23 protein-coding genes are annotated in these 25,256 nt (G+C 63.0%); 8 read left to right on the forward strand and 15 right to left on the reverse strand.

Translation table 11 applies throughout. The annotated features are described in order from the left end of the window. Positions 1 to 43 precede the first annotated feature (43 nt). From ACMFWR_RS19295 to ACMFWR_RS19310, 4 genes are all read right to left on the reverse strand, one after another. Entirely contained in the window at positions 44 to 379 is a 336-nt protein-coding gene (locus ACMFWR_RS19295) for a nucleotide pyrophosphohydrolase (RefSeq protein WP_413196301.1), read from the reverse strand. 37 nt (positions 380 to 416) lie between these two features. After that, positions 417 to 1,805 (reverse strand): TIGR00366 family protein, encoded by a 1,389-nt coding sequence (locus ACMFWR_RS19300; protein ID WP_413196302.1) that lies wholly within the window; start codon positions 1,803 to 1,805, stop codon positions 417 to 419. A 229-nt stretch (positions 1,806 to 2,034) separates the two neighbouring features. Continuing rightward, positions 2,035 to 3,078, reverse strand: a complete 1,044-nt coding sequence (cobD, locus tag ACMFWR_RS19305) for a threonine-phosphate decarboxylase CobD (RefSeq protein WP_413196303.1) — start codon at positions 3,076 to 3,078, stop codon at positions 2,035 to 2,037. A 12-nt stretch (positions 3,079 to 3,090) separates the two neighbouring features. Next, positions 3,091 to 4,071 carry a CobD/CbiB family cobalamin biosynthesis protein gene (locus ACMFWR_RS19310; RefSeq protein ID WP_413196304.1) on the reverse strand — a complete coding sequence of 327 codons (981 nt, stop codon included), beginning with the start codon at positions 4,069 to 4,071 and terminating at the stop codon, positions 3,091 to 3,093. Positions 4,072 to 4,510: 439 nt separating this feature from the next. Here ACMFWR_RS19310 and ACMFWR_RS19315 point away from each other — a divergent pair, with 439 nt between their 5' ends. The 6 genes from ACMFWR_RS19315 to ACMFWR_RS19340 all read left to right on the forward strand — a co-directional run bounded on the left by ACMFWR_RS19315 (position 4,511) and on the right by ACMFWR_RS19340 (position 11,121). Further along, complete coding sequence (locus ACMFWR_RS19315) at positions 4,511 to 4,876, forward strand: hypothetical protein (protein ID WP_413196305.1); 366 nt, start codon at positions 4,511 to 4,513, stop codon at positions 4,874 to 4,876. Positions 4,877 to 4,958: 82 nt separating this feature from the next. Then, a complete protein-coding gene (locus ACMFWR_RS19320; protein WP_413196306.1) occupies positions 4,959 to 6,464 on the forward strand; it encodes a cobyric acid synthase in 1,506 nt (501 codons plus the stop codon). A 149-nt stretch (positions 6,465 to 6,613) separates the two neighbouring features. Further along, positions 6,614 to 6,832 carry an RNA-binding S4 domain-containing protein gene (locus tag ACMFWR_RS19325; protein ID WP_413196307.1) on the forward strand — a complete coding sequence of 73 codons (219 nt, stop codon included), beginning with the start codon at positions 6,614 to 6,616 and terminating at the stop codon, positions 6,830 to 6,832. Continuing rightward, the gene (locus tag ACMFWR_RS19330) at positions 6,829 to 8,121 is read left to right on the forward strand and encodes an MFS transporter (protein ID WP_413196308.1); all 1,293 of its coding nucleotides are present in this window, start codon (positions 6,829 to 6,831) and stop codon (positions 8,119 to 8,121) included. Before ACMFWR_RS19325 ends, ACMFWR_RS19330 begins: the two co-directional genes overlap by 4 nt. Positions 8,122 to 8,293: 172 nt before the next feature. Beyond that, positions 8,294 to 8,749, forward strand: a complete 456-nt coding sequence (locus tag ACMFWR_RS19335; protein WP_413196309.1) for a (2Fe-2S)-binding protein — start codon at positions 8,294 to 8,296, stop codon at positions 8,747 to 8,749. Positions 8,750 to 8,877: 128 nt separating this feature from the next. After that, on the forward strand, positions 8,878 to 11,121 hold the full coding sequence (locus ACMFWR_RS19340) for a molybdopterin cofactor-binding domain-containing protein (protein WP_413197288.1): 2,244 nt from the start codon (positions 8,878 to 8,880) through the stop codon (positions 11,119 to 11,121). Positions 11,122 to 11,371: 250 nt separating this feature from the next. Here the strand turns inward: ACMFWR_RS19340 and ppk2 are convergent, their stop codons facing one another. The 6 genes from ppk2 to ACMFWR_RS19370 form a co-directional block, all read right to left on the reverse strand. Continuing rightward, entirely contained in the window at positions 11,372 to 12,295 is a 924-nt protein-coding gene (gene ppk2, locus ACMFWR_RS19345) for a polyphosphate kinase 2 (protein WP_413196310.1), read from the reverse strand. 305 nt (positions 12,296 to 12,600) lie between these two features. Further along, positions 12,601 to 13,581, reverse strand: a complete 981-nt coding sequence (locus tag ACMFWR_RS19350) for an aldo/keto reductase (protein ID WP_413196311.1) — start codon at positions 13,579 to 13,581, stop codon at positions 12,601 to 12,603. Positions 13,582 to 13,868: 287 nt separating this feature from the next. After that, positions 13,869 to 14,813: a LysR family transcriptional regulator gene (locus tag ACMFWR_RS19355; RefSeq protein ID WP_413196312.1), complete on the reverse strand. Its 945-nt coding sequence runs from the start codon at positions 14,811 to 14,813 to the stop codon at positions 13,869 to 13,871. A gap of 67 nt (positions 14,814 to 14,880) precedes the next feature. Next, positions 14,881 to 15,663: a BPSS1780 family membrane protein gene (locus ACMFWR_RS19360; RefSeq protein WP_413196313.1), complete on the reverse strand. Its 783-nt coding sequence runs from the start codon at positions 15,661 to 15,663 to the stop codon at positions 14,881 to 14,883. Positions 15,664 to 15,788: 125 nt separating this feature from the next. Then, positions 15,789 to 17,204 carry a DUF1700 domain-containing protein gene (locus ACMFWR_RS19365; RefSeq protein WP_413196314.1) on the reverse strand — a complete coding sequence of 472 codons (1,416 nt, stop codon included), beginning with the start codon at positions 17,202 to 17,204 and terminating at the stop codon, positions 15,789 to 15,791. Continuing rightward, positions 17,201 to 17,542: a PadR family transcriptional regulator gene (locus tag ACMFWR_RS19370; RefSeq protein WP_413196315.1), complete on the reverse strand. Its 342-nt coding sequence runs from the start codon at positions 17,540 to 17,542 to the stop codon at positions 17,201 to 17,203. The genes ACMFWR_RS19365 and ACMFWR_RS19370 overlap by 4 nt, the downstream gene beginning before the upstream one ends. A gap of 687 nt (positions 17,543 to 18,229) precedes the next feature. On the opposite strand from ACMFWR_RS19370, the gene ACMFWR_RS19375 reads away from it, so the two are divergent. Then, the gene (locus ACMFWR_RS19375; protein WP_413196316.1) at positions 18,230 to 19,435 is read left to right on the forward strand and encodes a multidrug effflux MFS transporter; all 1,206 of its coding nucleotides are present in this window, start codon (positions 18,230 to 18,232) and stop codon (positions 19,433 to 19,435) included. An 82-nt stretch (positions 19,436 to 19,517) separates the two neighbouring features. Here the strand turns inward: ACMFWR_RS19375 and ACMFWR_RS19380 are convergent, their stop codons facing one another. Further along, a complete protein-coding gene (locus ACMFWR_RS19380; RefSeq protein WP_413196317.1) occupies positions 19,518 to 19,781 on the reverse strand; it encodes a hypothetical protein in 264 nt (87 codons plus the stop codon). A 201-nt stretch (positions 19,782 to 19,982) separates the two neighbouring features. On the opposite strand from ACMFWR_RS19380, the gene hemB reads away from it, so the two are divergent. Continuing rightward, positions 19,983 to 20,957 (forward strand): porphobilinogen synthase, encoded by a 975-nt coding sequence (gene hemB, locus ACMFWR_RS19385; protein ID WP_413196318.1) that lies wholly within the window; start codon positions 19,983 to 19,985, stop codon positions 20,955 to 20,957. A gap of 128 nt (positions 20,958 to 21,085) precedes the next feature. Here the strand turns inward: hemB and ACMFWR_RS19390 are convergent, their stop codons facing one another. From ACMFWR_RS19390 to ACMFWR_RS19405, 4 genes are all read right to left on the reverse strand, one after another. Further along, on the reverse strand, positions 21,086 to 21,967 hold the full coding sequence (locus tag ACMFWR_RS19390; protein WP_413196319.1) for a bestrophin family protein: 882 nt from the start codon (positions 21,965 to 21,967) through the stop codon (positions 21,086 to 21,088). Next, positions 21,964 to 22,689, reverse strand: a complete 726-nt coding sequence (locus ACMFWR_RS19395; protein WP_413196320.1) for a carbonic anhydrase — start codon at positions 22,687 to 22,689, stop codon at positions 21,964 to 21,966. The genes ACMFWR_RS19390 and ACMFWR_RS19395 overlap by 4 nt, the downstream gene beginning before the upstream one ends. Before the next feature lie 133 nt (positions 22,690 to 22,822). After that, positions 22,823 to 24,739, reverse strand: coding sequence for a PQQ-dependent sugar dehydrogenase (locus tag ACMFWR_RS19400; RefSeq protein WP_413196321.1), 1,917 nt, complete (start codon positions 24,737 to 24,739; stop codon positions 22,823 to 22,825). 128 nt (positions 24,740 to 24,867) lie between these two features. Beyond that, positions 24,868 to 25,242 (reverse strand): hypothetical protein, encoded by a 375-nt coding sequence (locus ACMFWR_RS19405; protein ID WP_413196322.1) that lies wholly within the window; start codon positions 25,240 to 25,242, stop codon positions 24,868 to 24,870. Positions 25,243 to 25,256 lie beyond the last annotated feature (14 nt).

Genomic DNA, 25,256 nt, shown 5'->3' on the forward strand with positions numbered 1-25,256 from the left:
GTCGACCTGTAGTCGACCGGTAGTTGACGACGCGTGCCGGAGACTAGCTTTGCGAAGGGTCGGGACGCGGATACTTGCGCGCGTTCATTTCGATCTTGGCTTCGACCGCCGCATTCAGGTCGATCTTCATGACGTTGCAGAGCTGCACGAGATAGATCGCGATATCGGCCAGCTCCTGCCGGACATGATCGGCTTCGTCGCTCTGCATGACGGCGCGCGATTCTTCCTCGGTGGACCACTGGAAGATTTCAACGAGCTCGGCCGCCTCGACACTCAGTGCCATCGCGAGGTTCTTGGGCGAGTGGTATTTGTGCCAGTCGCGCTCATGCGCGAATTGCGCGGCAGCGGCGGCGAGTCCGGAAATATCGATCAGTTTCAAACGGGCCTCGGCATGGGTCGACGAAGCCCGTATTGGATCAGGGAATGAGCCAGAGCGCCAACAGATAGATCACGAGCGATACGATGAACGTGAGCGCCGTATAGCCCATGACGCGCTGAATCCGGATGCCAGCGATGGCGACGACCGGCACGGCCCAGAACGGCTGAAGCATGTTCGACACGTTTTCGGCCATGGCCACGCCCATTGCTGTACGCGCGACGTCAGCGTGGATGGCAAGCGCGGCGGGCAGCACGAACGGACCCTGCACGGCCCAATGGCCGCCCGCGCTCGGAATCAGCAGCGTGATGATCAGCGAGCTCAGGAAGCTCCAGACCGGGAGCGTCACGGGCGTTGCGATCGCGACGAACGTCTTGGCGATGACCGACGCGAGCCCGGTGCCCGTCATGATCCCCATGATGCCGCCGTAGACCGGATACTGAAGCAGCATCGGACCCGTTTGCGCGGCGGCACGGCGAATCGCGCCAGCGTAGGCGATCGGCGTGCGCTGCAGCGCAAGGCCCACGAGCAGGAAGATCAGGATCGTCGTATTGATGTCGAGCTCGAAGCCTTTCGTGCTCCACGTCACATACAGGTAGCCCACGCCGAGCACGAGCAGCAGCAGCGTGCCAAAGACTGAATGTTCGACGCGTGCGGCAAACGAATTGGCTGCCGATTCGCGCGAATGCGAGTCGCGCTCGACAGGGGCTTCGGTGTCACGCTCGACGTACGGGGCGACGTCGTTGTTCTTCGGATGCACGAGCACGAAGATCACGCCCATCACGACAACGACGAGGATTGTCGGGATCATGACAAACGGGGCAAACACCGTCTGCGACAACGGCACGACATGGCCGGTCGCTTTTTCGACGAGGTTCAGCGCATTGCCATGCGATGCCTGCGACAGGGCGATCGAGCTCGACAGCCCGCTGTTGCAGACGGACCAGGCCGAATAACTGCCGGCCACGAGCCATGCGAAGTCGATGCGCGAACGGCGCGCGATTTCACGCGACAGCAGCGCGCCGACCACGAGACCGAGACCCCAGTTGAGCCACGCGGCGACGCCAACGACCGGGAATATCAGCAGCGCGGCACGTGCAGGCGTTTGCACCCCGGCGGCGAGCGCACGCAAGCCGCGTTGAACGATGGGGGCGGCGGCAATCGCATAGCCGGTCGCAAGAATCAGGATCATCTGCAGCGCGAAGCCGAGGATCTTGAACATGCCTTCGTACCACGCGCCCAGAACAGTCGGCAGATCGCCGTGCGGTCCGAAGAATCTGGCGAGAATGATGACGAGCAGCGTGAGGCCGATCGAGAGAACGAACGGGTCGGGCATGACCTGTTCAAACACGTAGACGAGCGTGGCGACTATACCTCGACGACGCGGCGCGTTCCCCGCGGCCGCATTTGAGTGTGGGGTTCCTTCCATTTCCTGCGAATGCTCCTTCACCGCGGCACTGCGTGCGTGCCGCTTATCGTAGTAATGCTTGCGGCCCGCGAGCGCGGGCGGCGACCCAGGCGTCGAATTGAAATACTGAAAGGTAAATGAAAATTTACCGGTCCGACGCCGGAAATCACATTACAGCTTCTTTAAGTTTCGCGGTGCGCACGATGTGACGCGTTGCGTCAATGCGCATGGCGTCGTGCCGATTGCGCTTCTAGCCCAGCGCAGCACGAAGCCCGTCAGACAAGGTTTTCCAGCCGCTTTCGCTGGCCGGCAACCCAAAGCGAAGGCAGGGGATCCGATCGAATCTCCGTACCCAGACTCCGGTCTTTGCAAGGCGCTCTTGCAGTGCCTGAGCCTCTGCAGTCCGCGCCCAGGCGAAAAGCGGCGTTCGGGATGCGCACAGGCCGTTCGACGCAAGCAGCTGTTCGAGCCGCTCACTTTCTTGTGCGAGCAGCGTGCGGGTTGCCGCGTGCCATGGCGTATCGAGCAAGGCGCTGCGTACCACCGCACGCGCCGGTCCGGCAATGGTCCACGGGCCACGCAGGCGCGCAGCGAGGTCGAGCATGCCGGGCGGAGCGATTACGAAGCCGACCCGGGCTCCGGCAAGGCCGAAGAACTTACCGACCGAGCGCAGCACGATGGCACCGGGTTCGTGCGCGTAAGGCGCGAGGCTTTCGTCGGGCGTCGCGTCGCCGAAGGCCTCGTCGACAATCAGCGCTCCGCCTCGAGCGGACAACTCGCGCTGCCAGCGGCGTAACGTGGCGAGCTCGAAGCGATGTGCGGTCGGGTTGTTCGGATTGACGACAACAAGGTATCGCCAGTGATCGGGCAACGACTCGCCGTCTTGCAGGCGGGGACCCGACTCGTCGGGAAGCGAGGCATCGACAAAACGTTCGACCGGAAAGCCTGCCTGCTCGAACGCGGGTGCGTATTCGCCATAGGTCAAGGCGTGAATGGCGACGGCGCCGGGTTCAAGCCACTGCGGCAGCATACGGATCGCCGCTTGTGTACCTGCGACGGCAACAGTTCGCCGGGCGCCGTAGTAGTGCGCGGCAACGGCCTCGAGATCGTCGTCATCCTCGGGCAGACGAAGCCACGCGTCAGCGTCGATCGCCGGGATCGGGTAGCCATGCGGGTTGATGCCTGTCGACAGGTCGCACCAGTGCTCGCGTGCGATGCCGTAGCGGCGAATCGCTTCGTTCAGATTGCCGCCGTGCGGCACATGGGCGATCGCCGCAAGAGAAGGTCGATTCATAGGTTCATGCGCTCATGCGATGACGTGCGCAAGAGCGCCCAGTCCGAGGAGCACGGCAAGCCAAAGCCATAAGGCATGACGTACCAGCCCGAGCGCGCGGTCGACGTCAGCAGCGCCGGGCAGGCGGCCCATGCCGAGCACCGGCCGTGCTTCGTCAATGCCGTGGTAGCGCGCCGCGCCGCCGCACAACACGCGAAGCCCGCCCGCACCGCTTGCCATGACCGGTCCGGCGTTGGGGCTGTCCCAGTGCACGGCCTGCGTGCGCCAGCAGTGCAGGGCGCTTGGGAAATGGCTGCACACCGCGTAGCTGAGTGCAGTCAGGCGCGCCGGCACGTAGTTCGCGCAATCGTCCAGGCGTGCGGCAGCCCAGCCGAAATGCAGAAAGCGTGGCGTGCGGTAACCCCACATGGCGTCGAGCGTATTGGCGAGGCGAAACGCCAGCGCACCCGGACCTCCTGCGATCGCGAACCAGAACAGCGCGCCAAAGATCGCGTCATTGCCGTTTTCGAGCGCCGACTCAACGGCCGCGCGGGCCAGGGCGGTTTCATCCGCGTCCGACGTGTCGCGCGTGACGATGCGGGCAGTCAGTGAACGCGCGCGCTCGATTTCGCCGTTGCGCAGTGCCTCGCCGATCGGGCGAATATGATCGCGCAGGCTGCGTGCACCCAGCGCAAACCAGAGCAGAGCAACATGTATCAGCGCGTTGTACGGTGCGGGCACGAGGGCAATGACACCGACTGAAACTGCAACTGGAACGCACACACACACAATCCACGCGAACAGTCCGCGTTCTCGCGAGACACGGCGCGGCAGGGTGAGACCCGGGTGTGCATCGGCATTAAGCGCGCGCTCGATCCGCGCCGCGAAGCGGCCGAAACCCACGAGCGGATGCCAGCGCCCCGGCTCGCCGAGCACATGGTCGACGGCCACGCCTGCGACGGCGAGCAGCGGCATCCATTGCCAGGACGGAAAGACAGTCATGAAATCCAGCATGGACAAGGCTCGTATGGAGCTTGAAAAGAGGTCACAAAAACAGGGGTCACAAAAACAGGCATCACGAAAACGTCAGGCATTGAGATCGTTGCGCGAGATGAGGTCAGCACGCCAGATCCCGCAACGAAGTGACCCGACGACAGCGGTCAATCCGGCCACGACATCGGTGTGCAGACGGGATGGTGCCATGAGTTGAATTCAACACACCCGAGAACCCGCGAACTTACACCGAGAGCAAATCATTCCGATGCGCAATCGTTTACGGCATGCCGAACACTCATGACGGCAACTAAACATGCTGCAGTGAAATCGGTCCGGAGGGATTTTATTCTGTTTAGACCCCAGACTAAACAGCAGTCATTTCGCGCATTGGCGATGCCTGAAATGAAAACTTCGACATATAGGTAAAGTTCGCGGGAAATATGCCGAAATCTTGGCGATGAAAGACAGCGACTTTCCCTTCATTCACCCACGCCATCCCAGGTACGCGGCGCTTCGTGCGCTGAGCCAGGCGGTCGCGTGCATCCGGAAAGCGCAGGGCAAGCGATGCCACACCGATTTCGAGGATGGCACGCCCGAGTATGAAGAAGCGATCGAGGACTACGCACGCGATGTGATCCGCGCCTTTTGCGCGGACCCCGACCTCGTGGACTTCGGCCGGTACTCGGTCGACGATCCCGTCAGTGACGCGGTCGACGGCGACCCTGCGCGCCAAGCCGATGCCGGTCGCGGCAGGCCGCGTGACGCCGGCACCGATGAAGGCGAGGACGATCCGTCTGGCGATGGGTCGAGTGACCGCAGCTGAAGGCGGCTGACGGCGGCAGACTGGACGTCTGATCCCGCATCACATCCCACGTAGTGCGGTGCGCGATGGGATAATCGCGCCCATGTCAGCGACCCATCCCTTTCCGGCTTCCCCCGCACAGCTACGCGGCACGCTCATGATTCAGGGCACCAGCTCTGACGCGGGCAAAAGCACGTTTGTGGCGAGCCTGTGCCGCCTTGCCGCGCGCGCCGGCGTTCGCGTCGCGCCGTTCAAGCCGCAAAACATGTCGCTCAATAGTGCGGTCACGCCCGAAGGCGGCGAAATTGGCCGTGCGCAGGCGTGGCAGGCCTTTGCCGCAGGCATTGCGCCGCATGCGGACATGAATCCTGTACTGCTCAAGCCCAATAGCGACACCGGCTCGCAAGTCATCATTCAGGGCAAGGTCCACGGCAATCTCGGTGCGATGGCGTATCAGGCGTTCAAACGCACTGCAATGGATGCCGTGCTCGACTCGTACACGCGTTTGCGCACGGGATACGACGCCGTGTTTGTCGAGGGCGCCGGCAGCCCCGCCGAAGTGAATCTTCGCAAGGGCGATATCGCCAATATGGGGTTCGCCGAGGCCGCTGATTGCCCCGTCGTTCTGCTGGCGGATATCGACCGCGGCGGCGTGTTCGCGCAGATCCTTGGCACGCTCGAGTGCCTGAGCGAAAGCGAGCGCGCCCGCGTGGCGGGTTTCGTGATCAACAAGTTTCGCGGCGACGTTGCATTGCTCAAGCCGGGACTCGACTGGATCGAGCAGCGCACGGGCAAGCCTGTTTTTGGCGTCGTTCCGTATGTGCACGGTCTTTGGCTCGATAGTGAAGACATGTTGCCCGCCGAACGTCATGCGGCTGCGCAGCGCGAGCACTCGCTGGTGACCGTGGTGCCCGCGCTCCCGCATATCAGCAACCATACCGACTTCGATGTTCTGCGTGCCCATCCCCAAGTCGATTTCCGCTACGTCAGTGCGGGGATGCCGCTGCCCGCCGCGGATCTCGTGATTCTGCCGGGCAGTAAAAGCGTGCAGAGCGATCTCGCGTGGCTGCGCGCGAACGGCTGGGAGCCCTATTTACAGCGGCATTTGCGTTACGGCGGCAAGATCATCGGCATCTGCGGCGGGATGCAGATGCTAGGACGTGTGCTCCATGATCCTGACGGCATCGAAAGCGATGTCCGCACGCAGCGGGGGCTGGGGTATTTCGACTATGAGACGACGCTGACGCCGGACAAGCGGCTCGTCAACGTACGCGGCGCACTGGCCGTGGGCAATGCCGATGTGTGCGGCTATGAGATCCATATGGGCGAGACGCACGGCGATGCGCTCGCGCGGCCAGCGCTATGGCTCGATACGCCGGAGGGGCGCAAGGCCGAAGGCGCGTGTTCGGAAGATGGACAGCTTCTTGCGACGTACGTCCACGGCGTGTTCGACACACCGTCCGCGTGTGCGAGCCTGCTCGAGTGGGCAGGGCTGGCGTCGAGCGAGGCCTTCGACTACGACGCGCTCAGGCACCGTTCGCTCGATACGCTGGCCGACACCGTAGCGGCGCATGTCGATCTCGATGCGCTCTGGGCTGCAATGCGCTAAATGAGTGCGGCGGGGCGCGCGACGCCACCATGCCGCCAGGCCGCGGACGTAACCATTGTTGAGCGTGCGGCTCGCGCGTCCAATGCATTGAGCGTCGGGCAACCTGACGCTCGGCTACACTTGCGGTCCGAAAAAATGTGAGGGTATCCATGCCGAACGTCGAATTTACGCTGGAAGGCGAATACGTCGAAGTCAACCAGTTGCTGAAGCTGGTCGGCCTCTGCGACAGCGGTGGCGCGGGCAAGATGCTCGTCGCTGAAGGCCTCGTGAAAGTCGATCGCAAGGTCGAGACGCGCAAGACGGCCAAGATCCGCGCAGGGCAGGTCGTCATGTGTGGTGACGTTCGCATCGAGGTGAAGGCGCAGTGAGTGAGTATCGAGCGTCCCGTCCCTTGTTCGGCATCCCCGCCGAGTTTGCCGCGCGGTTCGTCCGCTTCCTGTTTGCACGCGGTGCGTCGTCGATGTCGTTTCAGATGCTTGCCGTCGCGGTCGGCTGGCAGATTTATCACCTGACGGGCAGCGCCTTCGATCTTGGCCTGATCGGACTCGCGCAGTTTCTTCCGATGGTGTGCCTCACGCTGTTTGTCGGGCAGATCGCCGATCGCTATGACCGTCGCAAGATCGTCGCGCTGTGCATGGCCATCGAGAGTCTTGCGGCGCTGTTGCTTGCATTCGGCGTGTTCGGCGGCTGGATCACGCGAGAGATGATCTACGTGCTGGTCGTGATCGGCGCTGCGGCGCGGGCCTTCGAGTCGCCCACGAGTGCGACGCTCCTGCCTGCGCTCGTCTCGCGCGACCATCTGCAGCGTGCCACGGCGTTGTCCGCGTCAACGAACCAGACTGCGCAGATCCTCGGGCCGGCGTTGGGCGGCGTGCTCTACGCGGTAAATCCGACGCTGCCGTTCCTGGTCGTGGGGATCGCGTTTTTTGCAGGCGCCTGTGTCATGGCGAGCCTCAAGCTTGTGGCGCGGCCGGCATCGCGCGAACCGGTGACGCTGAAATCGGTGTTCTCGGGCATTCATTTCATCCGCCGCCAGCCGGTCATGCTGGGCACGATTTCGCTCGATCTGTTTGCGGTGCTGCTCGGCGGCGCGACGGCTTTGCTGCCCATCTACGCCAAAGACATCCTGCACACGGGACCGTGGGGCCTCGGCGTCTTGCGCTCGGCACCCGCCGTCGGCGCGGTGACGATGTCGCTCGTGCTCGCTCATCGGCCGCTGTCAGGGCCTATCGGGCGCATCCTGTTCGGCGCCTTGTTCGTCTTCGGCGGCGCGACAGTCGTGTTCGCGCTGTCGTCGTGGTTGCCGTTGTCACTGGTGGCACTCTTTGCGCTGGGCGCGGCCGATTCGGTCAGCGTGGTCGTGCGCTCCACGCTCGTGCAACTCATGACGCCCGACGAAATGCTGGGCCGGGTCAGCGCGGTCAACATGCTGTTTATCGGCACGTCCAACCAGCTTGGGGAATTCGAATCGGGCACGACGGCTGCATGGTTTGGTGTGGTGCCTGCCGCCGTGATCGGCGGCGTCGGCACGTTAGTCGTCACGCTGCTCTGGATGCGCCTGTTTCCAGCGCTGCGCGAGATTCGCTCGCTCGACGGGTCGCATATGGAACCGGAGGCGTCACCGAGTGCGGCGGAGGGCGGGAAGGCAGCACGCTGACCGCTTCGAGGTGAGTGTGCCGCCCGACGGTCTGCCACTCGACCGTCCGCCGCCCGGTCTACATAGGACGCTTTTTCCGTTTTGCTGTATATAGATCTGCAATTGGCCCGGGTACGGAATCCTTTGCCGTCGCGGGCTTGTTGCAAGTCATATACCAACGCGCGGAGCGGTCATGACCACCCTCACAATCAATGGACAAAGCCACGACGTCGACGTACCCCCGGAAATGCCTCTGCTCTGGGTGTTGCGCGATGTGGTGGGCCTGACGGGGACGAAGTTTGGTTGCGGGATTGCGCAATGCGGCGCCTGCACGGTCCATCTCGACGGGCAGCCCGTCCGGTCGTGCGTGACGCCGGTTGTTGCAATAGGCAACCGCAAGATCACGACGATCGAAGCCGTCGGCGATACGCCGGCCGGCAAAAAGGTACAAAAGGCCTGGGTCGATATCGACGTTGTGCAATGCGGGTACTGTCAATCGGGGCAGATCATGTCGGCGACGGCGCTTGTGGCGAGCAACCCGCATCCGACTGACGCGGATATCGACGCGGCCATGTCGGGCAATATCTGTCGCTGTGGCACGTACAACCGCATCCGCGCGGCGATCAAACAAGCAGCGAAGGAGGCCTGAGCATGTCACAAGGTCTTCTTGATGCCCGCATCGGCGAACGCGATGGCGCGACTGCGTCTTCGATCGACGTAGCCCACGACGCGACGATAACGGCCACTGACGGCAACGCTTCGGCGGCGATGAACCCCATGCACGGTTCAGTGTTGGCGAGCGATACGCCTCATTCGGGACGCCGCGCATTTCTCAAGTTCGGCCTGACCGTCGGTCTCGCCACCGGTGGGGGCATGCTGATTGGTTTTGGCCTGCCGGCCAAGGCCGATGAGCAAGCAAGTGCAGCCACACCTGCCACGGGCACACCCGACCCGGATGCCGTGATCGCCGGCGACGGCGAGATCGCGCCGTCGGCCGACCTGCTCGCGCCGAACGCGTTCGTGCGCATCGACAAGGCAGGGGTTGTCTCGCTTGTCATCCCCAAGGTCGAAATGGGTCAGGGCGTGTACACGTCGATCCCGATGCTGCTGGCCGAAGAACTTGAAGTGCCGCTCGATACCGTTCGCATCGAGCATGCGCCGCCCGATGCGAAGCTGTACGGCGATCCGCTGCTCGGCGGTCAGCTCACGGGTGGCTCGACCTCGATTCGCTATGCATGGAAACCGCTGCGTCAGGCCGGTGCGACCGCCCGCGTGATGTTGATCACCGCCGCCGCGCAGCAGTGGAGCGTCGATCCGTCGACCTGCCATGCGGAAGCCGGCGCGGTCGTCCATGCGGCAAGCGGACGCAAGGCCGCGTACGGCGATCTTGTCGACGCAGCGGCAAAACTACCTGTGCCCCCGAACGTCCCGATCAAGGACCCGAAGGACTTCAAGCTTGTCGGCAAGCCGACCAACCGCATTGATTCGCACGAAAAGGTCGACGGACGCGCACAGTTCGGCATGGACGTACGTCTGCCCGACATGGTCTACGCGGCCATCGTCAACAGCCCCGTGCTGGGCGGCACGGTCGTCAGCGTCGATGACAGCGTCGCACTCAAGACCCCCGGCGTCAAACAGGTCGTGCGTATCGACAATGCTGTCGCCGTGATCGGCGTGCACACGTGGGCCGCCAAGGCCGGTGCATCAGCGCTCAAGATCGAATGGCACGAAGGCGAGCACGGCACGGTGTCGACCCAGGATCTGGTCGCCGATCTGGCCCGCGCATCGCAGCGCTCGGGCGGCGTGGCACGCAAGGAAGGCGACGTCACCAAGGCCTTCTCGCAAGCCGCGCAAACGGTCGACGTCGTCTACGAACAGCCGTTTCTGGCGCACGCGACGATGGAGCCGATGAACTGCACGGTCTGGGTCAAGCCCGATAGCTGCGAGATCTGGGTCGGCACGCAGGTGCCGACACGTGCCGTCGATATGGCGGCGCAAGTCACCGGCTTGCCGGCCGACAAGATCACCCTGCACAACTTCCTGATCGGCGGCGGATTCGGGCGCCGGCTCGAAGTCGACGGCGTCGGCCAGGCGGTCAAGATCGCCAAGCAGGTCAACGGGCCGGTCAAGGTGATCTACACGCGCGAGGAAGACGTCCAGCACGATATGTATCGGCCGTACTACTACGACCGCATCTCGGCGGGCCTCGACGCCAACCACAAGCCCGTCGCGTGGAAACACCGTATCGTCGGGTCATCGATCCTTGCGCGCTTTGCACCGCCTGCCTATCAGAACGGCGTCGACCCGGATGCGGTCGAGGTCGCGTCGAACCTGCCGTACGACTTGCCGAATCAGCTGGTGGACTATGTGCGTCAGGAACCGCGCTCGGTGCCGACCGCATTCTGGCGCGGCGTGGGGCCGACGCGCAGCACGTTCGTCGTCGAGAGCTTTGTCGACGAGCTCGCGCATGAGGCCAAGGCCGATCCCGTCGAATACCGGCGCAGCCTGCTCACGAAGTCGCCGCGCGCACTCAATGTGCTGAACGTCGCGGCGAAGGCGGGTCATTGGGGCCAGCCGCTCAAGAGCAATCAGGGTCGCGGCATTTCGGTGATGAATGCGTTCGGCAGCTTTTTCAGCATCGTCATGGAAGTGACCGTCGTCGATGGCCAGGTCAAGGTCGATCGCGCCGTGTGCGCCGTCGATTGCGGCTACGTCGTGAACCCGAAGACGATCGAAGCGCAGATCGAAGGCGGCATCATCTTCGGCATTTCGGCCGCGTTGTTCAGTGAGATCACGCTCAAGAACGGTCGTGTCGAGCAGTCGAACTTCACCGACTACCGGATCCTGCGGATGAACGAGGCGCCGCCGGTCGAGCTGCATCTCGTAGCGAGCACCGAAGCGCCGGGCGGGATCGGCGAGCCGGGGACTGCGGCAACGGCTGCAGCACTGTCGAATGCGATTTTTGCGGCGACGGGCAAGCGCCTGCGCAAGTTGCCGGTCGGGCGTCAGCTCGAAACGTGACCTGAGTCGAGTCGACTGAGCGCCATGGTGACAAAGCGCCGGCGCATGCGCACGGATCGGCCGTAAAGAAGGGAAAGCGCACCTGAACTGGTTACGTTTGAAACGTACCTGTCGTACGTGCAGATGTACGTGTAGATGTACGTGTAGATGTACGTGTAGATGCGCGTGCAGATGGAAAAACGGCCTGTGAAGACGTCAGCGTCTTCACAGGCCGTTGTGCTTCAGGCACGACCGTGCCCGACACGCGATATCAGTAAATATCCGGCACGTACATCGATTCCGGCACCGGCTGGCGCAGGTAGTCCTTGTGATGCTCGCGCGGCGGCAGATGGATCGGCGTGTGCTCGACTTCGTGGTACGGCACCTGTGTCAGCAAGTGGTTGATGCAATTGAGACGCGCGCGCTTCTTGTCGACGGCCTGCACGACCCACCACGGTGCTTCGGGGATATGCGAGCGCTGGAGCATGACTTCCTTCGCCTGCGTGTAAAGCTCCCAGCGGCGACGGCTTTCGAGGTCCATCGGGCTCAGCTTCCACTGCTTGAGCGGGTCTTCGATCCGGCTGTGGAAACGGACTTCCTGTTCCTGATCGGTAATCGAGAACCAGTACTTGATGATCTGGATGCCGCTTCGCACGAGCATCTTTTCGAACTCGGGCACTGAGCGGAAGAACTCTTCGTACTCGTCGTCCGTGCAGAAGCCCATCACGCGTTCGACGCCCGCGCGGTTATACCAGCTGCGGTCGAACAGCACGATTTCGCCGGCTGCCGGGAGATGCGCCGAATAGCGCTGGAAGTACCACTGGGTGCGCTCGCGATTGTTCGGTGCGGGCAGGGCGGCGACACGACAGACGCGCGGGTTCAGGCGCTGGGTAATGCGCTTGATCGCACCGCCCTTGCCGGCCGCATCGCGGCCTTCGAACAGCACGACCATCCGGTGGCCGGTGGCCACAACCCAGTCCTGCAGCTTGACGAGCTCGCCTTGCAGGCGGAACAGCTCCTTGAAGTACGTCTTGCGGAAGATGCGGGACTCGTCGTCGAGCGCGTCGGCGCTCAGGACGCGGTCGTCGATTTCCATCTCGAGCTCTTCATCGTAGCTGTCGATGAGTTCCTCTTCCATGCGGCGGCGCCGGGCTTCGGCCGCGTCTTCGTTCGGGTGAAGGTCTTGCTCGCTCATCGGGCTTCTCCTGTGGGGGCGGGATGCACCGGACTGGCCGGGCTGCGTGCGCGCAATGCGCCGAGCGTTTCAGTATCACGACGGGAAGTGTCAAAAGTATTACCCTGACACGCATCAGGCCCCAAAAGGATAACGCCACCTGACGGTGGCGTTAACTGGGGCTGCTTAAAGAGGCTGCTTAAGGGGGGCTGTTCAAGGGGGGCTGTTCAAGGGGGCTGCCCAAGGGTGTTGCATGAGGCTGCTAATTAAAGCGGCCCAACAAATGGGCCACACCCTTAGCGATGTCCGATGATCCCTCAGACGATTTACTTGAAACCCGCGATCGCGTGCGGGATGTAGCGCGACTCGAGCTTGTCGATCTCGTCGGCCGTGAGCTTGACCGACAAGGCCGCAACCGCGTCGTCGAGGTGCTCGGTTTTGGTGGCACCGACGATCGGCGCGGTGATGGCGGACTTCTGCAAGACCCAGGCAAGCGCCACTTGCGCACGCGGAATGCCGCGCTGCTTGGCCACCTCGGCCACCGCTTCAACGACCTGGCGGTCCGCATCGGCCGTATGCGCGTACAGCGACTTGCCGAATTCATCGGTTTCGGCGCGCGCGCTGTGTGCATCCCAGTCGCGCGTCAGGCGGCCGCGAGCGAGCGGGCTCCACGGAATCACGCCGACGCCCTCGGCCTCGCACAGCGGCAGCATCTCGCGCTCTTCTTCGCGATAGAGCAGGTTCACGTAGTTCTGCATGGTCACAAAGCGCGTCCAGTTATGGCGCTCCGCCACGTGCAGCGCCTTGGCGAACTGCCATGCGTACATCGACGACGCGCCGATATAGCGGACCTTGCCGGCCTTGACCAGGTCGTGCAGCGCTTCCATCGTTTCTTCGATCGGGGTCGTGTAATCCCAGCGATGGATCTGATAGAGGTCGACGTAGTCGGTGCCGAGGCGGCGCAGGCTGGCGTCGATTTCCGACATGATGGCCTTGCGCGACAGGCCGGCGCCGTTGGGCCCTTCATGCATGCGGCCGTGCACCTTGGTCGCCAGCACGATTTCATCGCGCTTTGCGTACTCCGTGAGCGCGCGGCCGACGATTTCCTCGCTCGTGCCGGCCGAATAGACGTTCGCCGTGTCGAAGAAGTTGATGCCGAGATCGAGTGCCTTTTTGATGAACGGGCGCGACTTGTCTTCGTCGAGCGTCCACGCATGCGTGCCGCGATCCGGGGCACCGTAGCTCATGCAGCCGAGGCAAATCCGCGAGACTTCGACGCCAGTGCGTCCCAGCTTGGTGAATTCCATCAGGCAACTCCTGTTGTTTGAACTCGGAAGGGGAGTAGCGCGCGAGCGCCAAGCGGAAAATTATCGGCACGCGGTTCCGGGGCCGCAATGATCCCCGGCGAAACACAGTATGAAGCGGTGCTCACAAATGCCGGATCTGCACGGACATGCCCGGCCACATCCGGTCGGGTCGGACCGGCGAGTCGCGCGATGCGGGCAATGCAGGCAATGCGGGCAATGCAGGCAATGCAGGCAAGGCGGATGAGACGAGTGAGCCTGGAGCGGACGGGTGAGTCGACTCAGTCCTTTCAGTCCGACACGCCGGCCTTCGCGCCGTCAGGTTGCAGCCAGCCGCTTTCGACCTCGCTCATGACGAAGTCGATAAAGCGCCGCACCCGCACGGGCAATTGCTTGCGCTGCGCGTAATACATGTAGAGGCCCATCGAATCGGTCGCGTAGTCGTCGAGGATCGTGACGATCGTGCCGGCGGCGATGTCTTCGGCGATCATGTAGTCCGGCATCTGCCCGATGCCGATGCCGTCACGAATCGCACGCAGCTCGGCCTCGACCTGGTTCAACGTCACGACGGCGGGCACGTCCTGATGAACGAACTCGCCATCGATCTGCAGCATCCAGGGCAGGACCCGGCCCGTGCCCGGGTGCCGATAGCCGGTGCACCGGTGACGCAGCAGCTCATCGATATTGCGCGGCGTGCCGTGCTCGCGCAGGTAGTCGGGCGACGCGCAGATCTCCATGCGAATCGGTGCAAGCAGGCGTGCGATCAGGCTTTCGGCCGGCTCGTTGCCGGAGCGGAAACCCACGTCGATCTTCGCCGTGATCATGTCGGTCAGCTGATCTTCGAGCAGCACGTCGAAGTGCACGTCGGGGTACTGCGCCTGAAATCGCTTCAGCATCGGAATCAGCTGGCGGCTGCCGAACGAATTCGAGGCGGCCAGCCGGATCACGCCGGCGACTTCCTGCCGGCTGTAGCGCGTCTGGTCCATCGCCTCATCGAGCAGGCGCAGACCGGCATCAGCCAGCTCGAAGAGTTGTGCGCCTTCGTCGGTCAGGCTCACTTTGCGTGTGCTGCGGTTCACCAGTCGCACGCCGAGATGCGCTTCGAGTTGGGCGATCGCGCGGCTCACGGCCGGAGGCGTGAGCCCGACCGCTTGCGCCGCATGCGTGAAGCTGCGCGTGCGCGCAACGCTCAGAAAAATCGAAAGTACGCGTGTCTGGTCCATATGGGCCAGCATGTTACAGCCGATTCGACGAACCCGTAGCGCTAGTCCCTCATACCGTTGCGGCTCTCGCCGCCGCATTTCACTTCAGAAACACGTCGCGGTATGCGCCGTAGATTGACAACAGCATCAGAGGCGTCAGAATCAGCGCGCTGACGAACAGGGGCAGTGCCGGTGCGACCAGGCACGCGCCGACGAGCAGCACCACGAAGAATGCAGCTGCGCCCCAGTTGCGTGCCGCGCCATTGAGGCTGGCCATCATGGCCTCGAGCGGCGCAACGTCGTGAAGCATGACGAGTGCGGGGGCGAACCACGCGGCGCCGATCGCAATCGTGAAGATCGGTGCGCTCACGAGCGACTCGATTGCGCCGCGCATCCCCGCATCGCCACCGTAGCTGATCGACACCGAGCGCACGCCCGTCGTCATGATCGACGCGAGCAGCGACAGGTTCATCGCCGCGATCATCACCACGTAGCCGATCGCGACAACGGCGCCGCTCATCAGGCCGATGGCCAGCAGCGCGTTCGACTTTGCACCCACGGCGCTGACCACTTCGCCGATCGATGCAGGTTCGCCCTGCGCGATACGGTCCTGCGCATAAATCAGCCCGCCCGCGATCAGCGGCGCGGCGAGTGCAACCAGCGGGCGCAGCAGCGGCAGCGCCTTGAACAGCATCAGCAAGCACGCGCACAGCGCAGACACACACATCCAGAGCGTGGGTTGGGCGAGCACGGCGCGCATGCCTGCAACAAGCCAGTGCACGACGCGGCCGGCGGAGACCGTGCGTCCGTCACGTTCGATGGCATCGTGCACCGAGTCACGCGTATTGCGCTTGAGGGCTTGAGCCGGATATTCGAGTTTCATGATTCGTTCCTGTTTGCGGTTAGCACAACAACAAACACATTCGTTGGGGTGAGCGCTGCCCCGGTGCAGTCGACATGCACCGTAAACAGCGAATCCAGGGAAGTTATTCGGGGCGAGTGAAAGCGTTACATCTCGTTGCCTTCGAGTCGCATGGTGATGACATCGACCTGGCGTTTGGCGTAGCGCACAAGACTTCGCCAGGTCCAGCGAGTGAGCCATACACACAAGAGCAGGCCGACGATGCCGCCGAGCAGCGAGGCGATGCCGTAGGCGAGTCCGGTGCTGGCGACCGACGCGCCGGGGCGGACCCGGAAACGCAGGTGATCGTTGCCGTCGTCGATCTTGAGTTCGTGGCCGTTGAGCACGACGGACCCTGTGCCGTTCTGAATGGCGACGTGCGTCGGTTCGCCGTGTTCGTTCTGGATGAACGACACGTGGTCGTCGCCCGATCGCACATCCCACAGCAGACGCCCGCCGTGTGTGGGGTCATGGGCCATCGAGACGCGGGAGTCGTCGTCGTGCAGCGACATCGTGACGATGTCCTTGCGCTTTACGCTGACTGTATGACCGTTCGTGACCGTGAGCTGATTCTGCACGGCGTCGTTCGACGCGATGATCCGCAGCCCGCCGTTGTCATTGGTGTGAATCGTCACCGACCCGGCCGTCGTCACGAGCGCGAGGTGTGCGCTCCCGACCATATTGAACTGGAACGAGTCGCCGACGATCTTCATGTCCTTGAGGTTGGCGAGCACGGGTGGCTCTTTCGAATCGACGGACCCGGATGCCGAAGATGCCGAAGACGCTGAAGGTGTCGAAGGTGTCGAAGGTGCTGAAGAGGCAGACGATGCCGCCGACATCGTGGATGAAGCCGGTTGCGAAGCACTGGCCGCTGCGCCTGCCGATGCCTGCTTCGATGCCGTCCCCGCTGTGAGCATGGCGACGTCGCCCTTGGCCTCGGCGGCCGCTTCGCTTGCTGCGTCTCTTGCTTCGTCGCCTGCGTCGTTGGCCGCTTCCTTGGCGTCTTGCGCGGCCTCCTTGGCGTCGTCAGCGGCTTCCTTTGCATCCGATGCTTCGTCGCTCGCGTCATGCGAGTTCGACAGGATCTGCATATCGAAGGGCAGGGCGTCGGTCGCGGGCCAGCCGAACACGCGATGGCTGCCGAGCGTAGCGACCGCGACGAGGCCCGCGATAATCAACCCGATCGACATCGCATAGCCGGCGGTCAGCAGCGACAGATAGATCATGAAGGGGATCAGCAGCAGCATGTTCAGCAGGCCAAGCCCCGCGATCGACATGATCACGCGAGCGAGGTTGCTGAACGAACGGTGGCTTTCCCACTGGCGATAGCTCGCCTGGGCCTTGAGTTCGCGCGCCAGCTTGGCCGGGTCGCCGAGTGCGGCGACGACTTCTTCTTCGTCGCGGCCCGCGGCGATGGCGTCGCCGATGTACTCACGGTAGTCGGCGACGATTTCGTCGACGGCCGCTTTCGGCAGACTGCTCAGCTCCTGGCGCAGCTTCTGGATAAAAGCGTCCTGCTTCATTGCGGATCCCCTGACTTGCCCTGTGTGCTGACCAGCGCCAGCACGCCGTTGACTTCATTGACGAACTCACGCCATTCGACTTGCATCGCTTCGAGACTCTGGCGACCTAGAGCCGTAAGCGAGTAGTACTTGCGTGGCGGCCCCGAGCTCGATTCGACCAGGTAGGTCGACACCCACGCCTCGGTTTGCAGCCGCCGCATCAGCGGATAGATCGTGCCTTCGCTGATTTCCATCGTTTTCGAAAGCGTCGAGACAAGCTCGTAGGCGTAGCTGTCGCCGTGCGCAAGCACGGCCAGCACACACATATCGAGCGTTCCCTTTTTAAGCTGTGTCTTCATTGATGCTTGCCCGTTGAGCGGTCTGCATTGCAAGGTACTGTGTTATGCAATGGAGCTGGATGCCATTTGGGCTCGACCGAACATGGGCTGAACAATAGCAGGCGGTATTGTTTTATGCAAGGTACTGTTCAATGCACGTTTCCGTGCAGTGCAAGGGAGCGGTTGATGGCTTTGAATGAAAGATGAATGTAATAATCCGGCGCACGTGCAGGTGACGAGACAGACCGTATGGGGAGCAGGGCTTTTTTCCGTGTCTGTGTCGCTTGAGCGATACGTCGGTCGCGATTGTCGTGCGTGACTTCGGGGCTCAGGCCAAAGGGGCGCACGCGGTACGGCCTCTGACCACGGTCACGCTTGAATGAACTGACGCGCGGCTTTAGAGACCTTTGCCATCGATCTGTCGAAATTCAGGCCTACCGTTCGTCGCAGTTATACATAGCGTTGTGTGAAGTTGCACGGTGCGACGAAAGGTCGGTGCCATCGGACTTGCGAGGCGATTGCGATGGGGTTGCGGTCCGATCGCCGGGCCGATTTCGATCGGTTCCCTTTTTTCGTAACGAAAGCTGGATCGAAGCCTGCATTACACTGACGCGTTGACCCACATTGCTGTCCCTTGCGCTTGATCTCCGTACACCCTTTCGTACGCGGACCGCGTTCGCGATGGCACCCCGTTTTCTTGAATAAACCATGACACGCCGCTTTCTCCGCCTTGCCATCGTGCTGGGCCTGATTACCGCAGTCGGTCCGTTCGCGATCGATATGTATCTCCCGGCATTACCCTCGATCGGTGGCTCGTTGAACGCATCGCCATCGGCCGTGCAGATGAGCCTGACCGCGTTCTTCATCACGATCGGTATCTGCCAGCTCGCCTACGGCCCGCTTGCCGACATGGTGGGGCGCAAGCGCCCGATCTACGCAGGCCTTGCGATCTTCACGCTGGGCAGCATCGGTTGCGCATTCGCGCCGACCGTGGAGTGGCTCATCGCGTTCCGCGTTGTGCAGGCGGTTGGCGCGTGCGCCGGCATGGTGATTCCGCGCGCGATCGTGCGCGATATGCACACGGGGCACGAAGCGACGCAGCTGATTTCAATGCTGATGCTCGTGGTCAGCGTGTCGCCGATTCTCGCGCCGCTGACGGGCAGCATGATCATTTCGGTGTTCGGATGGCGCGGCGTGTTCTGGGCACTGACCGTTGCTGCCGCGATTGCATCCGTCCTCGCCATCTGGCAACTGCACGAGACGCGTGAGCCGCATCATCGGGCCAATAGCACGTGGGGCGGCGCGTTCGCCGCGTACGGCAAGCTGCTGATGGATCCGTACTTCGTCGGTCTGACGCTGACAGGTTCGTTCGGCCTTTCGGCGTTCTTCGTCTATTTGTCGAACGCGTCGTTCGTGATCGTGAACCACTACGGCCTGACGCCGACGATGTTCAGCCTGTGCTTCGCGCTGAATGCCGCGGCGTTCTTCGGCGTCACGCAACTGACCGCACATTTGACCAAGCGCTATGGCCTGCCGCGCGTGATTCGCGTTGCGGTCACGGGCTTCGCCGTTTCGATGGTTGCGGTCGCGTTGCTGTTCATCGGCGGCGTCGACAGTCTGCTCGTGATGATCGTGTTCCTGTTTATCGGCTACGGCTTTCTGGGCCTTGTGCTGCCGACGGCCGCCGTGTTGTCGCTCGATCACCATGGCGAGATCGCGGGGACCGCATCGGCGCTGATGGGTGCGATGCAATTCGTCGTCGGCGCAGCCGTGATGGCGGCGTCGGGGCTGGTCGCCAACGGCACCGCGAAGCCGATGGTCATCTGCATTGCAGCGTGTGCCGTGACGTCGTTTGTTTTTGCGCAGTTCACGCTGCGCCGCGAAGGCCTCGCGGCGGCAGTGGGCGGCAAGTAAGCCCAAGTCTTACGGTGCCCGGCGCTTGCCCGGCACCGTCACGGTAACCTCGCAAACGTAGTCAACGCGTGCCTCGCTCCGCCTAATTGGTTGCCGCAAACGAATTGATTTCGACCGACTCGAGGTCCGGAAAGGCCTCGAGTTGAGCATGAACGATGCTCGAGATCGCCTCGCGGACCTCCGATGCCTTTGACGTGCCGTTCGATTCGAACTGCGCGACCATCTGGGTCAGGGCGGCGGATGTGATGAAGCCCGGTAAATTCCGGCCCTTTGCCGCCACCGTAAAGTCATAGCCGTCGCGCTTGCCCGAACGCGCAAAATCATTGATTTCAATCGCGTCGCCCATTGCCGTCTCCTAGCCGTTCGACTCCAAAGACGTAGAGCAACTTCTGGTCCCGAGAGGCGAGGCTCGCCCTGCATCGCCTGATGGACCCGGCGAGGTCTGCTATTCTTGACCGGTCTCGCAGCCGCGAATCCGCGCGAATTCAATGGATTCGAAGCCTATTTCGCGGCATGCCCTTGTGATCAGTAAGAATTGGAGCACCCGATGTCTGGTGGATTTCCCCTCGTTCGTCCACGTCGCCTCAGAAAATCTCCCTCGCTGCGCACGCTGTTCCAGGAGACGGAACTGCGCGTCGAGGACCTTATCCTGCCGATCTTCGTGGAAGAAGACGTCACGGACTTCGCTGAAATCAAGAGCATGCCTGGCGTGAGCCGGATTCCCGAATCGAAGCTCGCGAGCGAGATCGAACGCTATGCGCGTGCTGGCATTCGCGCGGTGATGACCTTCGGGATTTCGCATCACAAGGACGACGTCGGCAGCGACACATGGAACGAGGACGGACTGGTTGCCCGTATGTCGCGCATCGCCAAGCAAGCGGTGCCCGAAATGGTCGTCATGTCGGATACGTGCTTCTGCGAGTACACCGACCACGGCCACTGCGGCGTGCTGCACGGCGACACTGTGCATAACGACGAAACGATCGCGAATATCGGGCGCCAGGCGGTGATCGCTGCGCAGGCCGGTGCTGACATCATTGCGCCGTCGGCCGCGATGGACGGACAGGTGCAGGCGATCCGCCACGCGCTCGACGCGGCCGGGTTCAACGATACGGGTATCCTCGCGTACTCGACGAAGTTCGCGTCGTCGCTCTATGGTCCGTTCCGTGAGGCGGGCGGCACCACGCTCAAGGGCGATCGCAAGACCTATCAGATGGACCCGATGAACCGGCGCGAAGCCGTGCGCGAATCGCTGCTCGACGAGCAAGAGGGCGCCGATGCGCTGATGGTCAAACCGGCCGGCGCGTATCTCGACATCATTCGCGATATCCGCGAAGCGTCGCGTTTGCCGCTTGCTGCGTATCAGGTCAGCGGTGAGTACGCGATGATCAAGTTCGGCGGCGCCGCGGGTGCGATCGACGAGCACAAGGTCGTGCGTGAAACGCTCGGCGCAATCAAGCGTGCGGGTGCGGATCTGATCCTCACGTACTTCGCGATGGATATCGCGACGCAGGGCGTCTAAGTACCGTTCATACGTCGGGGATCACTCCGGGATCTTGCCCGGAGTCCCCGTACGCTCGAAGTACCCCTATCCCCAGAAGTAAACCCACACCCCGGCGTCGCTCCCGATCCTCCGAGGAGCGCCCCGTTCTACCAAAGCACGCCTTTCTCAGGCTGGACCGGCGAGAGCCCGTGCTCTTCGCCGAGCCCATCGCGTAAATCAATCTCGATCGTTCGTGTGAGCGCACTCATCGGCACATCGTTGACCGTGTTCGCGAACGGATGCTCCATATCATTGCCGATCTGTAACAGCGCAAGAAACAGAAAGCCGACACCCGTAGAACCAATCGGCGTGTAGATGCGCAGGCTGTCGACGAGTCCGAGCGGCAGCAGGATACAGAAGATCTGCGTGAAGATAACCGGGTAGCTCGCGTACTGCGCCGGAAACGGCGTGTTGCGAATGCGCTCCATGCCGCCTTGCGCATTGGTCAGCTCGCGCAGGGTCGTTTCCATCGTTGCGAGGCGCACGCTGTCGAGTTCCGCATGCTTGCCGATGAGATCGGCCGTGCCCAGCAGGATCGCATTGGGCACGTTGGCCACGCGATGCAAACGCTCGATTTCTTCTTCCTCCAGGTGCCCTGCGAGTTCGCCCCATGGGGTCTGGCGTCGCAGATGCAATCGCAGCGCGTGCACGTAGGCGATCTGGCGCAACGTCAGCGTGCGCTGAAGTGGCTTGAGCGTATTCGCGAGCAGCAGATCGGCTTCACGTGCGAGGCTGCGTGAGTGATTGACGATCGCGCCCCAGAGCGTGCGCGCTTCCCACCAGCGCGCGTAGGCCGTTGCGTTGCGAAACCCCAGGTAGATGATCAGCGCCGAGCCGAACAACGAGAGCGGCAAGGAAGGGAAAGCGAACCCGCCGGGCTTGAGCAGATAGACCACCGTGACGAACACGTCCCAGACGAACAGCAGGGCAAGCGGACGCCCGACATAGCGGGCAATCTGCGTGATGCGCGGACGGCCCGGAACGATCATGAGCGGGCTTTGTTCATCAGGCGTTCGCGCGCCTGTTCGAGAGTCTCGAAGCGGCTGCCTTCGTCGTCGAGCACGGAGATGCGGCCATGCCCAATGTCGTAGACCCAGCCCTGCAGGGCAAGGCGGCCTTCAGCGATCCGTGCGGCGACGGCCGGATGGGTGCGCAGATGGACCAGTTGAAGTCGCACGTTCTCTTCGACGAGCGATTGAACGAGCGCGTCCTGCGGGGTGTCCTGGTCGGCGTGGCGTGCGAGCACGACACCGCGCGCAGCCTCCGCGTTGCGCAGCCAGGTTTGCACCGTCGGCATGCCGGCCGTGGCGGCAGCACCCGATGCGAGGCCCTTCATGGCGCCGCAGTCGGTGTGTCCGCAGATCACGATCTGTTCGACGTTGAGCGCCATCACAGCGAATTCGACGACCGCCGACACACCGCCGAGCATCTCGCCATAGGCGGGTACGATGTTGCCGATGTTGCGGCACACGAACAGCTCGCCGGGCTGTGTCTGCGTGATCATTTCGGGCGACACGCGCGAGTCGGCGCACGTGACGAACAACGTGTGTGGCGACTGGCTATGCGCGAGACTTTCGAACAGGGCTTTGTTATCGGGGAAGACGTGATGTGTGAATTCGTCGACGCCATTGAGCAGCGCGATCAGGTCGCGTGCGCTGCCTTCATGGTCGTGATCGTGCTCATGATCGCTGTGCGGGTAGGTAGCTGACATAGAAGCCCTCGTATCCGTTGAATGCCGCCGAAGATGTCGTTCTGCGTTAGTGGCAACCGGGATCGAGTGTACGCCGCGAATATGACGCACGCCGACCAGAGATCTGTCGCGGTGTGTCATGGAGGTTTGAGGTTCAATGCGCGGAATAGGAAACGCGCCACATCGTCCCGTTGCCGTCTTCCGATACAAGCAATGCACCGTCATGTGCGACGGCAACGCCCACCGGACGCCCCCACACCGTGCGATCGCTCGCGACAAATCCCGTCAGGAAGTCGTCGTACTCGCCCGTGGGCACACCGTGGTTCAGGCGGACTCGCACCACCTTATAGCCCGTGCGCGTGCTCCGATTCCATGAGCCGTGGAACGCCGCGAAGATGTCGCCGCGATATTCAGCAGGGAACGCGGCCGGACCCTGCGTCGCGGTGTAGAAGCACATCTCGAGCGAAGCCGAATGGGCCTGCAACAGCACATCGGGTATGCGGATCTTGCCGGCAAGATCGGGTCGTTCGTTCGCGTGCCGCGGATCTTCGTGGTTGCCGAGGTAGTACCACGGCCAGCCGTAGAACGCGCCTTCGCTGACGCGCGTGATGTAGTCGGGCACGATGTCGTCGCCGAGGCCGTCGCGTTCGTTGGTCGACGTCCAGAGTTCGCCGGTCGTGCGATCGACGGCGACGCCGACGCCGTTGCGAATCCCGGTCGCGAAGTTGCGCAGCGGTGCATGACCTTCAGGATCGGTGACGACGATCGTCGCGCGTTGTTCTTCGCTGTCCCATGCCGCACCAAGACCGTGGTCGGCCTCCCACCGATCGATTGCTTCGGGGCTCTTGCGGCTCATGCCGTCGGCGACGTTCGATCCCGATCCGATCGAGATGAACATGCGTTTGCCGTCGAGCGAGAACGCCACGTCACGGGTTGAATGGCCGCCACGACTATCGGTGAGGTGCGGTACGACGACCGCGGCTTCACCCTGCGCCTTGAGGTCGCCGGGATGATAGGGGAAGCGGACCACCGAGTTGTTGTTGGCCACGTACAGCCACTGCGGATGGTTGCCCGGCGGATAAAACGCGATGCCGAAGGGGCGGTCGAGACCGTCTGCATAGATCTCGTTGGCACTCGGTGTCGCGGCCCCGTCCGCTGCACGCAGGATGCGAATCCGATTTTCGGCGGTCTCTGCGACGAAGATGTCGCCGTTGGGCGCCACTCGCAGAATGCGTGGATTGGTCAGCCCCGATACGAATAGATGGACAGAGAAACCGGGCGGTACGGCAAGCGATGCGGACGCGGGTTGCTTGACGACTTGGGGGCCGTTGCCCGAAGACTTGCTCGCGTAGGGGGCCGGCAAGTCCGACACGGTGATCCGGTGCGCGACACCCGGCGACGCGTTTTGCCAGTCGCTGGCGTGGAAATCGGACGTTGACGGCGCTTGTGATGACGCCGGCGGCTGAGACGAGTTCGCCGTTTGCGATACCGAGGCCGATTGTGATGCGCCCGGTGCTTGCGACGATGCTCTTGCCTGCGGGACCGCTGGGGATTGCGACGAAGCTCCTGCCTGCGAAGGGACTGCCGTTTCCGAGGCGCGCTCAGCGCGTTGGGGCGTCAACGTCGCCAGATAGGCAATGACGTCATGCCGGTCGCCCGCGCTGCGGATCGACGCTGGCATCGTGGTGCCGGGGACCGCTGCGGCCGGGTTCGTCAGGAATCGGTCGAGCGTGGCGGGGTCCCAGGTCAGGCCGGCCTTGCCGAGCGCATCGCTATACGAGAAGCCGGACAGGCTCCCGGAACGCCGGCCGAGCACACCGACCAGACCCGGTCCTTGCTCGTTGATCGGCGAGCCGTCGGCGCCAATCTTGTCGGCATGGCAGATCGCGCAATGCTGGGAGAAGTAGACCTTGCCGCGGCTCGCGGATCCGGCGGGAGTCAGCGGTGCGGCCTGTGCCGTTGCCTGAGCGTCGCATGGAGGGGCGGTGACTACGAAGCTTGCTGTGACGAGCGCGCAGCAGGCGAACGCTCGCACCAGCGTCTTGAGAGAAGGCAGCGGGGAGACGGACATCGATCGCACGCTCGAAGGAATCCACACGGAGACGGAAGGAACGAAACCGTGCGCGCGAGTGCGCGAGCCGCGGTTTCAGTTCGTCCGGTTCGACTGCCGTGTGATTCTAGCGTGCGATGAGCGCAGACTTAAAGCGCAGAAACGGGACGGTCCGATTCGGCCGATTCGCTGCGGGGCGTGGTCACCGCGCGGCGCACCGCACGCCGAACAAGGCGTCCACCGCGGCGCAGGTCGACGCTCATGGCGCGAACGCTGCCTGCGATTGCGATGCCGAGGACCATCAGGACGGCGGCGAGATAAGCGAGTGTGAAAAACGCGGCGACAACGACGGTCACCGGATTGCTCGTCCATGTGTCGAGACCGACGCGATCGACGATAAACCACACAGCGCCTGCGCCAAGTGCGAGGCCGCACAGCGCAACGGCTGCCGATACGATGCGCGCGCAAAAGACGCCCAGTGCGCGCGTGCTATTCAGTGCTACGGATAAACCCTTGGTCATCATTCCTCCGACGCTCG

This window comes from Pararobbsia alpina (assembly GCF_965118125.1).
Classification (GTDB): Bacteria; Pseudomonadota; Gammaproteobacteria; order Burkholderiales; family Burkholderiaceae; genus Pararobbsia; species Pararobbsia alpina_A.

What these genes read in the sequence shown, in the direction of transcription:
- ACMFWR_RS19300 (WP_413196302.1), bottom strand. Translation starts at nt 1,805, where the DNA reads ATGGAAGGAACCCCACACTCAAATGCGGCCGCGGGGAACGCGCCGCGT.
- cobD (WP_413196303.1), bottom strand. Translation starts at nt 3,078, where the DNA reads ATGAATCGACCTTCTCTTGCGGCGATCGCCCATGTGCCGCACGGCGGC.
- ACMFWR_RS19310 (WP_413196304.1), bottom strand. Translation starts at nt 4,071, where the DNA reads ATGCTGGATTTCATGACTGTCTTTCCGTCCTGGCAATGGATGCCGCTG.
- ACMFWR_RS19315 (WP_413196305.1), top strand. Translation starts at nt 4,511, where the DNA reads ATGAAAGACAGCGACTTTCCCTTCATTCACCCACGCCATCCCAGGTAC.
- ACMFWR_RS19320 (WP_413196306.1), top strand. Translation starts at nt 4,959, where the DNA reads ATGTCAGCGACCCATCCCTTTCCGGCTTCCCCCGCACAGCTACGCGGC.
- ACMFWR_RS19325 (WP_413196307.1), top strand. Translation starts at nt 6,614, where the DNA reads ATGCCGAACGTCGAATTTACGCTGGAAGGCGAATACGTCGAAGTCAAC.
- ACMFWR_RS19335 (WP_413196309.1), top strand. Translation starts at nt 8,294, where the DNA reads ATGACCACCCTCACAATCAATGGACAAAGCCACGACGTCGACGTACCC.
- ACMFWR_RS19340 (WP_413197288.1), top strand. Translation starts at nt 8,878, where the DNA reads ATGCACGGTTCAGTGTTGGCGAGCGATACGCCTCATTCGGGACGCCGC.
- ppk2 (WP_413196310.1), bottom strand. Translation starts at nt 12,295, where the DNA reads ATGAGCGAGCAAGACCTTCACCCGAACGAAGACGCGGCCGAAGCCCGG.
- ACMFWR_RS19350 (WP_413196311.1), bottom strand. Translation starts at nt 13,581, where the DNA reads ATGGAATTCACCAAGCTGGGACGCACTGGCGTCGAAGTCTCGCGGATT.
- ACMFWR_RS19355 (WP_413196312.1), bottom strand. Translation starts at nt 14,813, where the DNA reads ATGCTGGCCCATATGGACCAGACACGCGTACTTTCGATTTTTCTGAGC.
- ACMFWR_RS19360 (WP_413196313.1), bottom strand. Translation starts at nt 15,663, where the DNA reads ATGAAACTCGAATATCCGGCTCAAGCCCTCAAGCGCAATACGCGTGAC.
- ACMFWR_RS19365 (WP_413196314.1), bottom strand. Translation starts at nt 17,204, where the DNA reads ATGAAGCAGGACGCTTTTATCCAGAAGCTGCGCCAGGAGCTGAGCAGT.
- ACMFWR_RS19370 (WP_413196315.1), bottom strand. Translation starts at nt 17,542, where the DNA reads ATGAAGACACAGCTTAAAAAGGGAACGCTCGATATGTGTGTGCTGGCC.
- ACMFWR_RS19375 (WP_413196316.1), top strand. Translation starts at nt 18,230, where the DNA reads ATGACACGCCGCTTTCTCCGCCTTGCCATCGTGCTGGGCCTGATTACC.
- ACMFWR_RS19380 (WP_413196317.1), bottom strand. Translation starts at nt 19,781, where the DNA reads ATGGGCGACGCGATTGAAATCAATGATTTTGCGCGTTCGGGCAAGCGC.
- hemB (WP_413196318.1), top strand. Translation starts at nt 19,983, where the DNA reads ATGTCTGGTGGATTTCCCCTCGTTCGTCCACGTCGCCTCAGAAAATCT.
- ACMFWR_RS19390 (WP_413196319.1), bottom strand. Translation starts at nt 21,967, where the DNA reads ATGATCGTTCCGGGCCGTCCGCGCATCACGCAGATTGCCCGCTATGTC.
- ACMFWR_RS19395 (WP_413196320.1), bottom strand. Translation starts at nt 22,689, where the DNA reads ATGTCAGCTACCTACCCGCACAGCGATCATGAGCACGATCACGACCAT.
- ACMFWR_RS19400 (WP_413196321.1), bottom strand. Translation starts at nt 24,739, where the DNA reads ATGTCCGTCTCCCCGCTGCCTTCTCTCAAGACGCTGGTGCGAGCGTTC.
- ACMFWR_RS19405 (WP_413196322.1), bottom strand. Translation starts at nt 25,242, where the DNA reads ATGATGACCAAGGGTTTATCCGTAGCACTGAATAGCACGCGCGCACTG.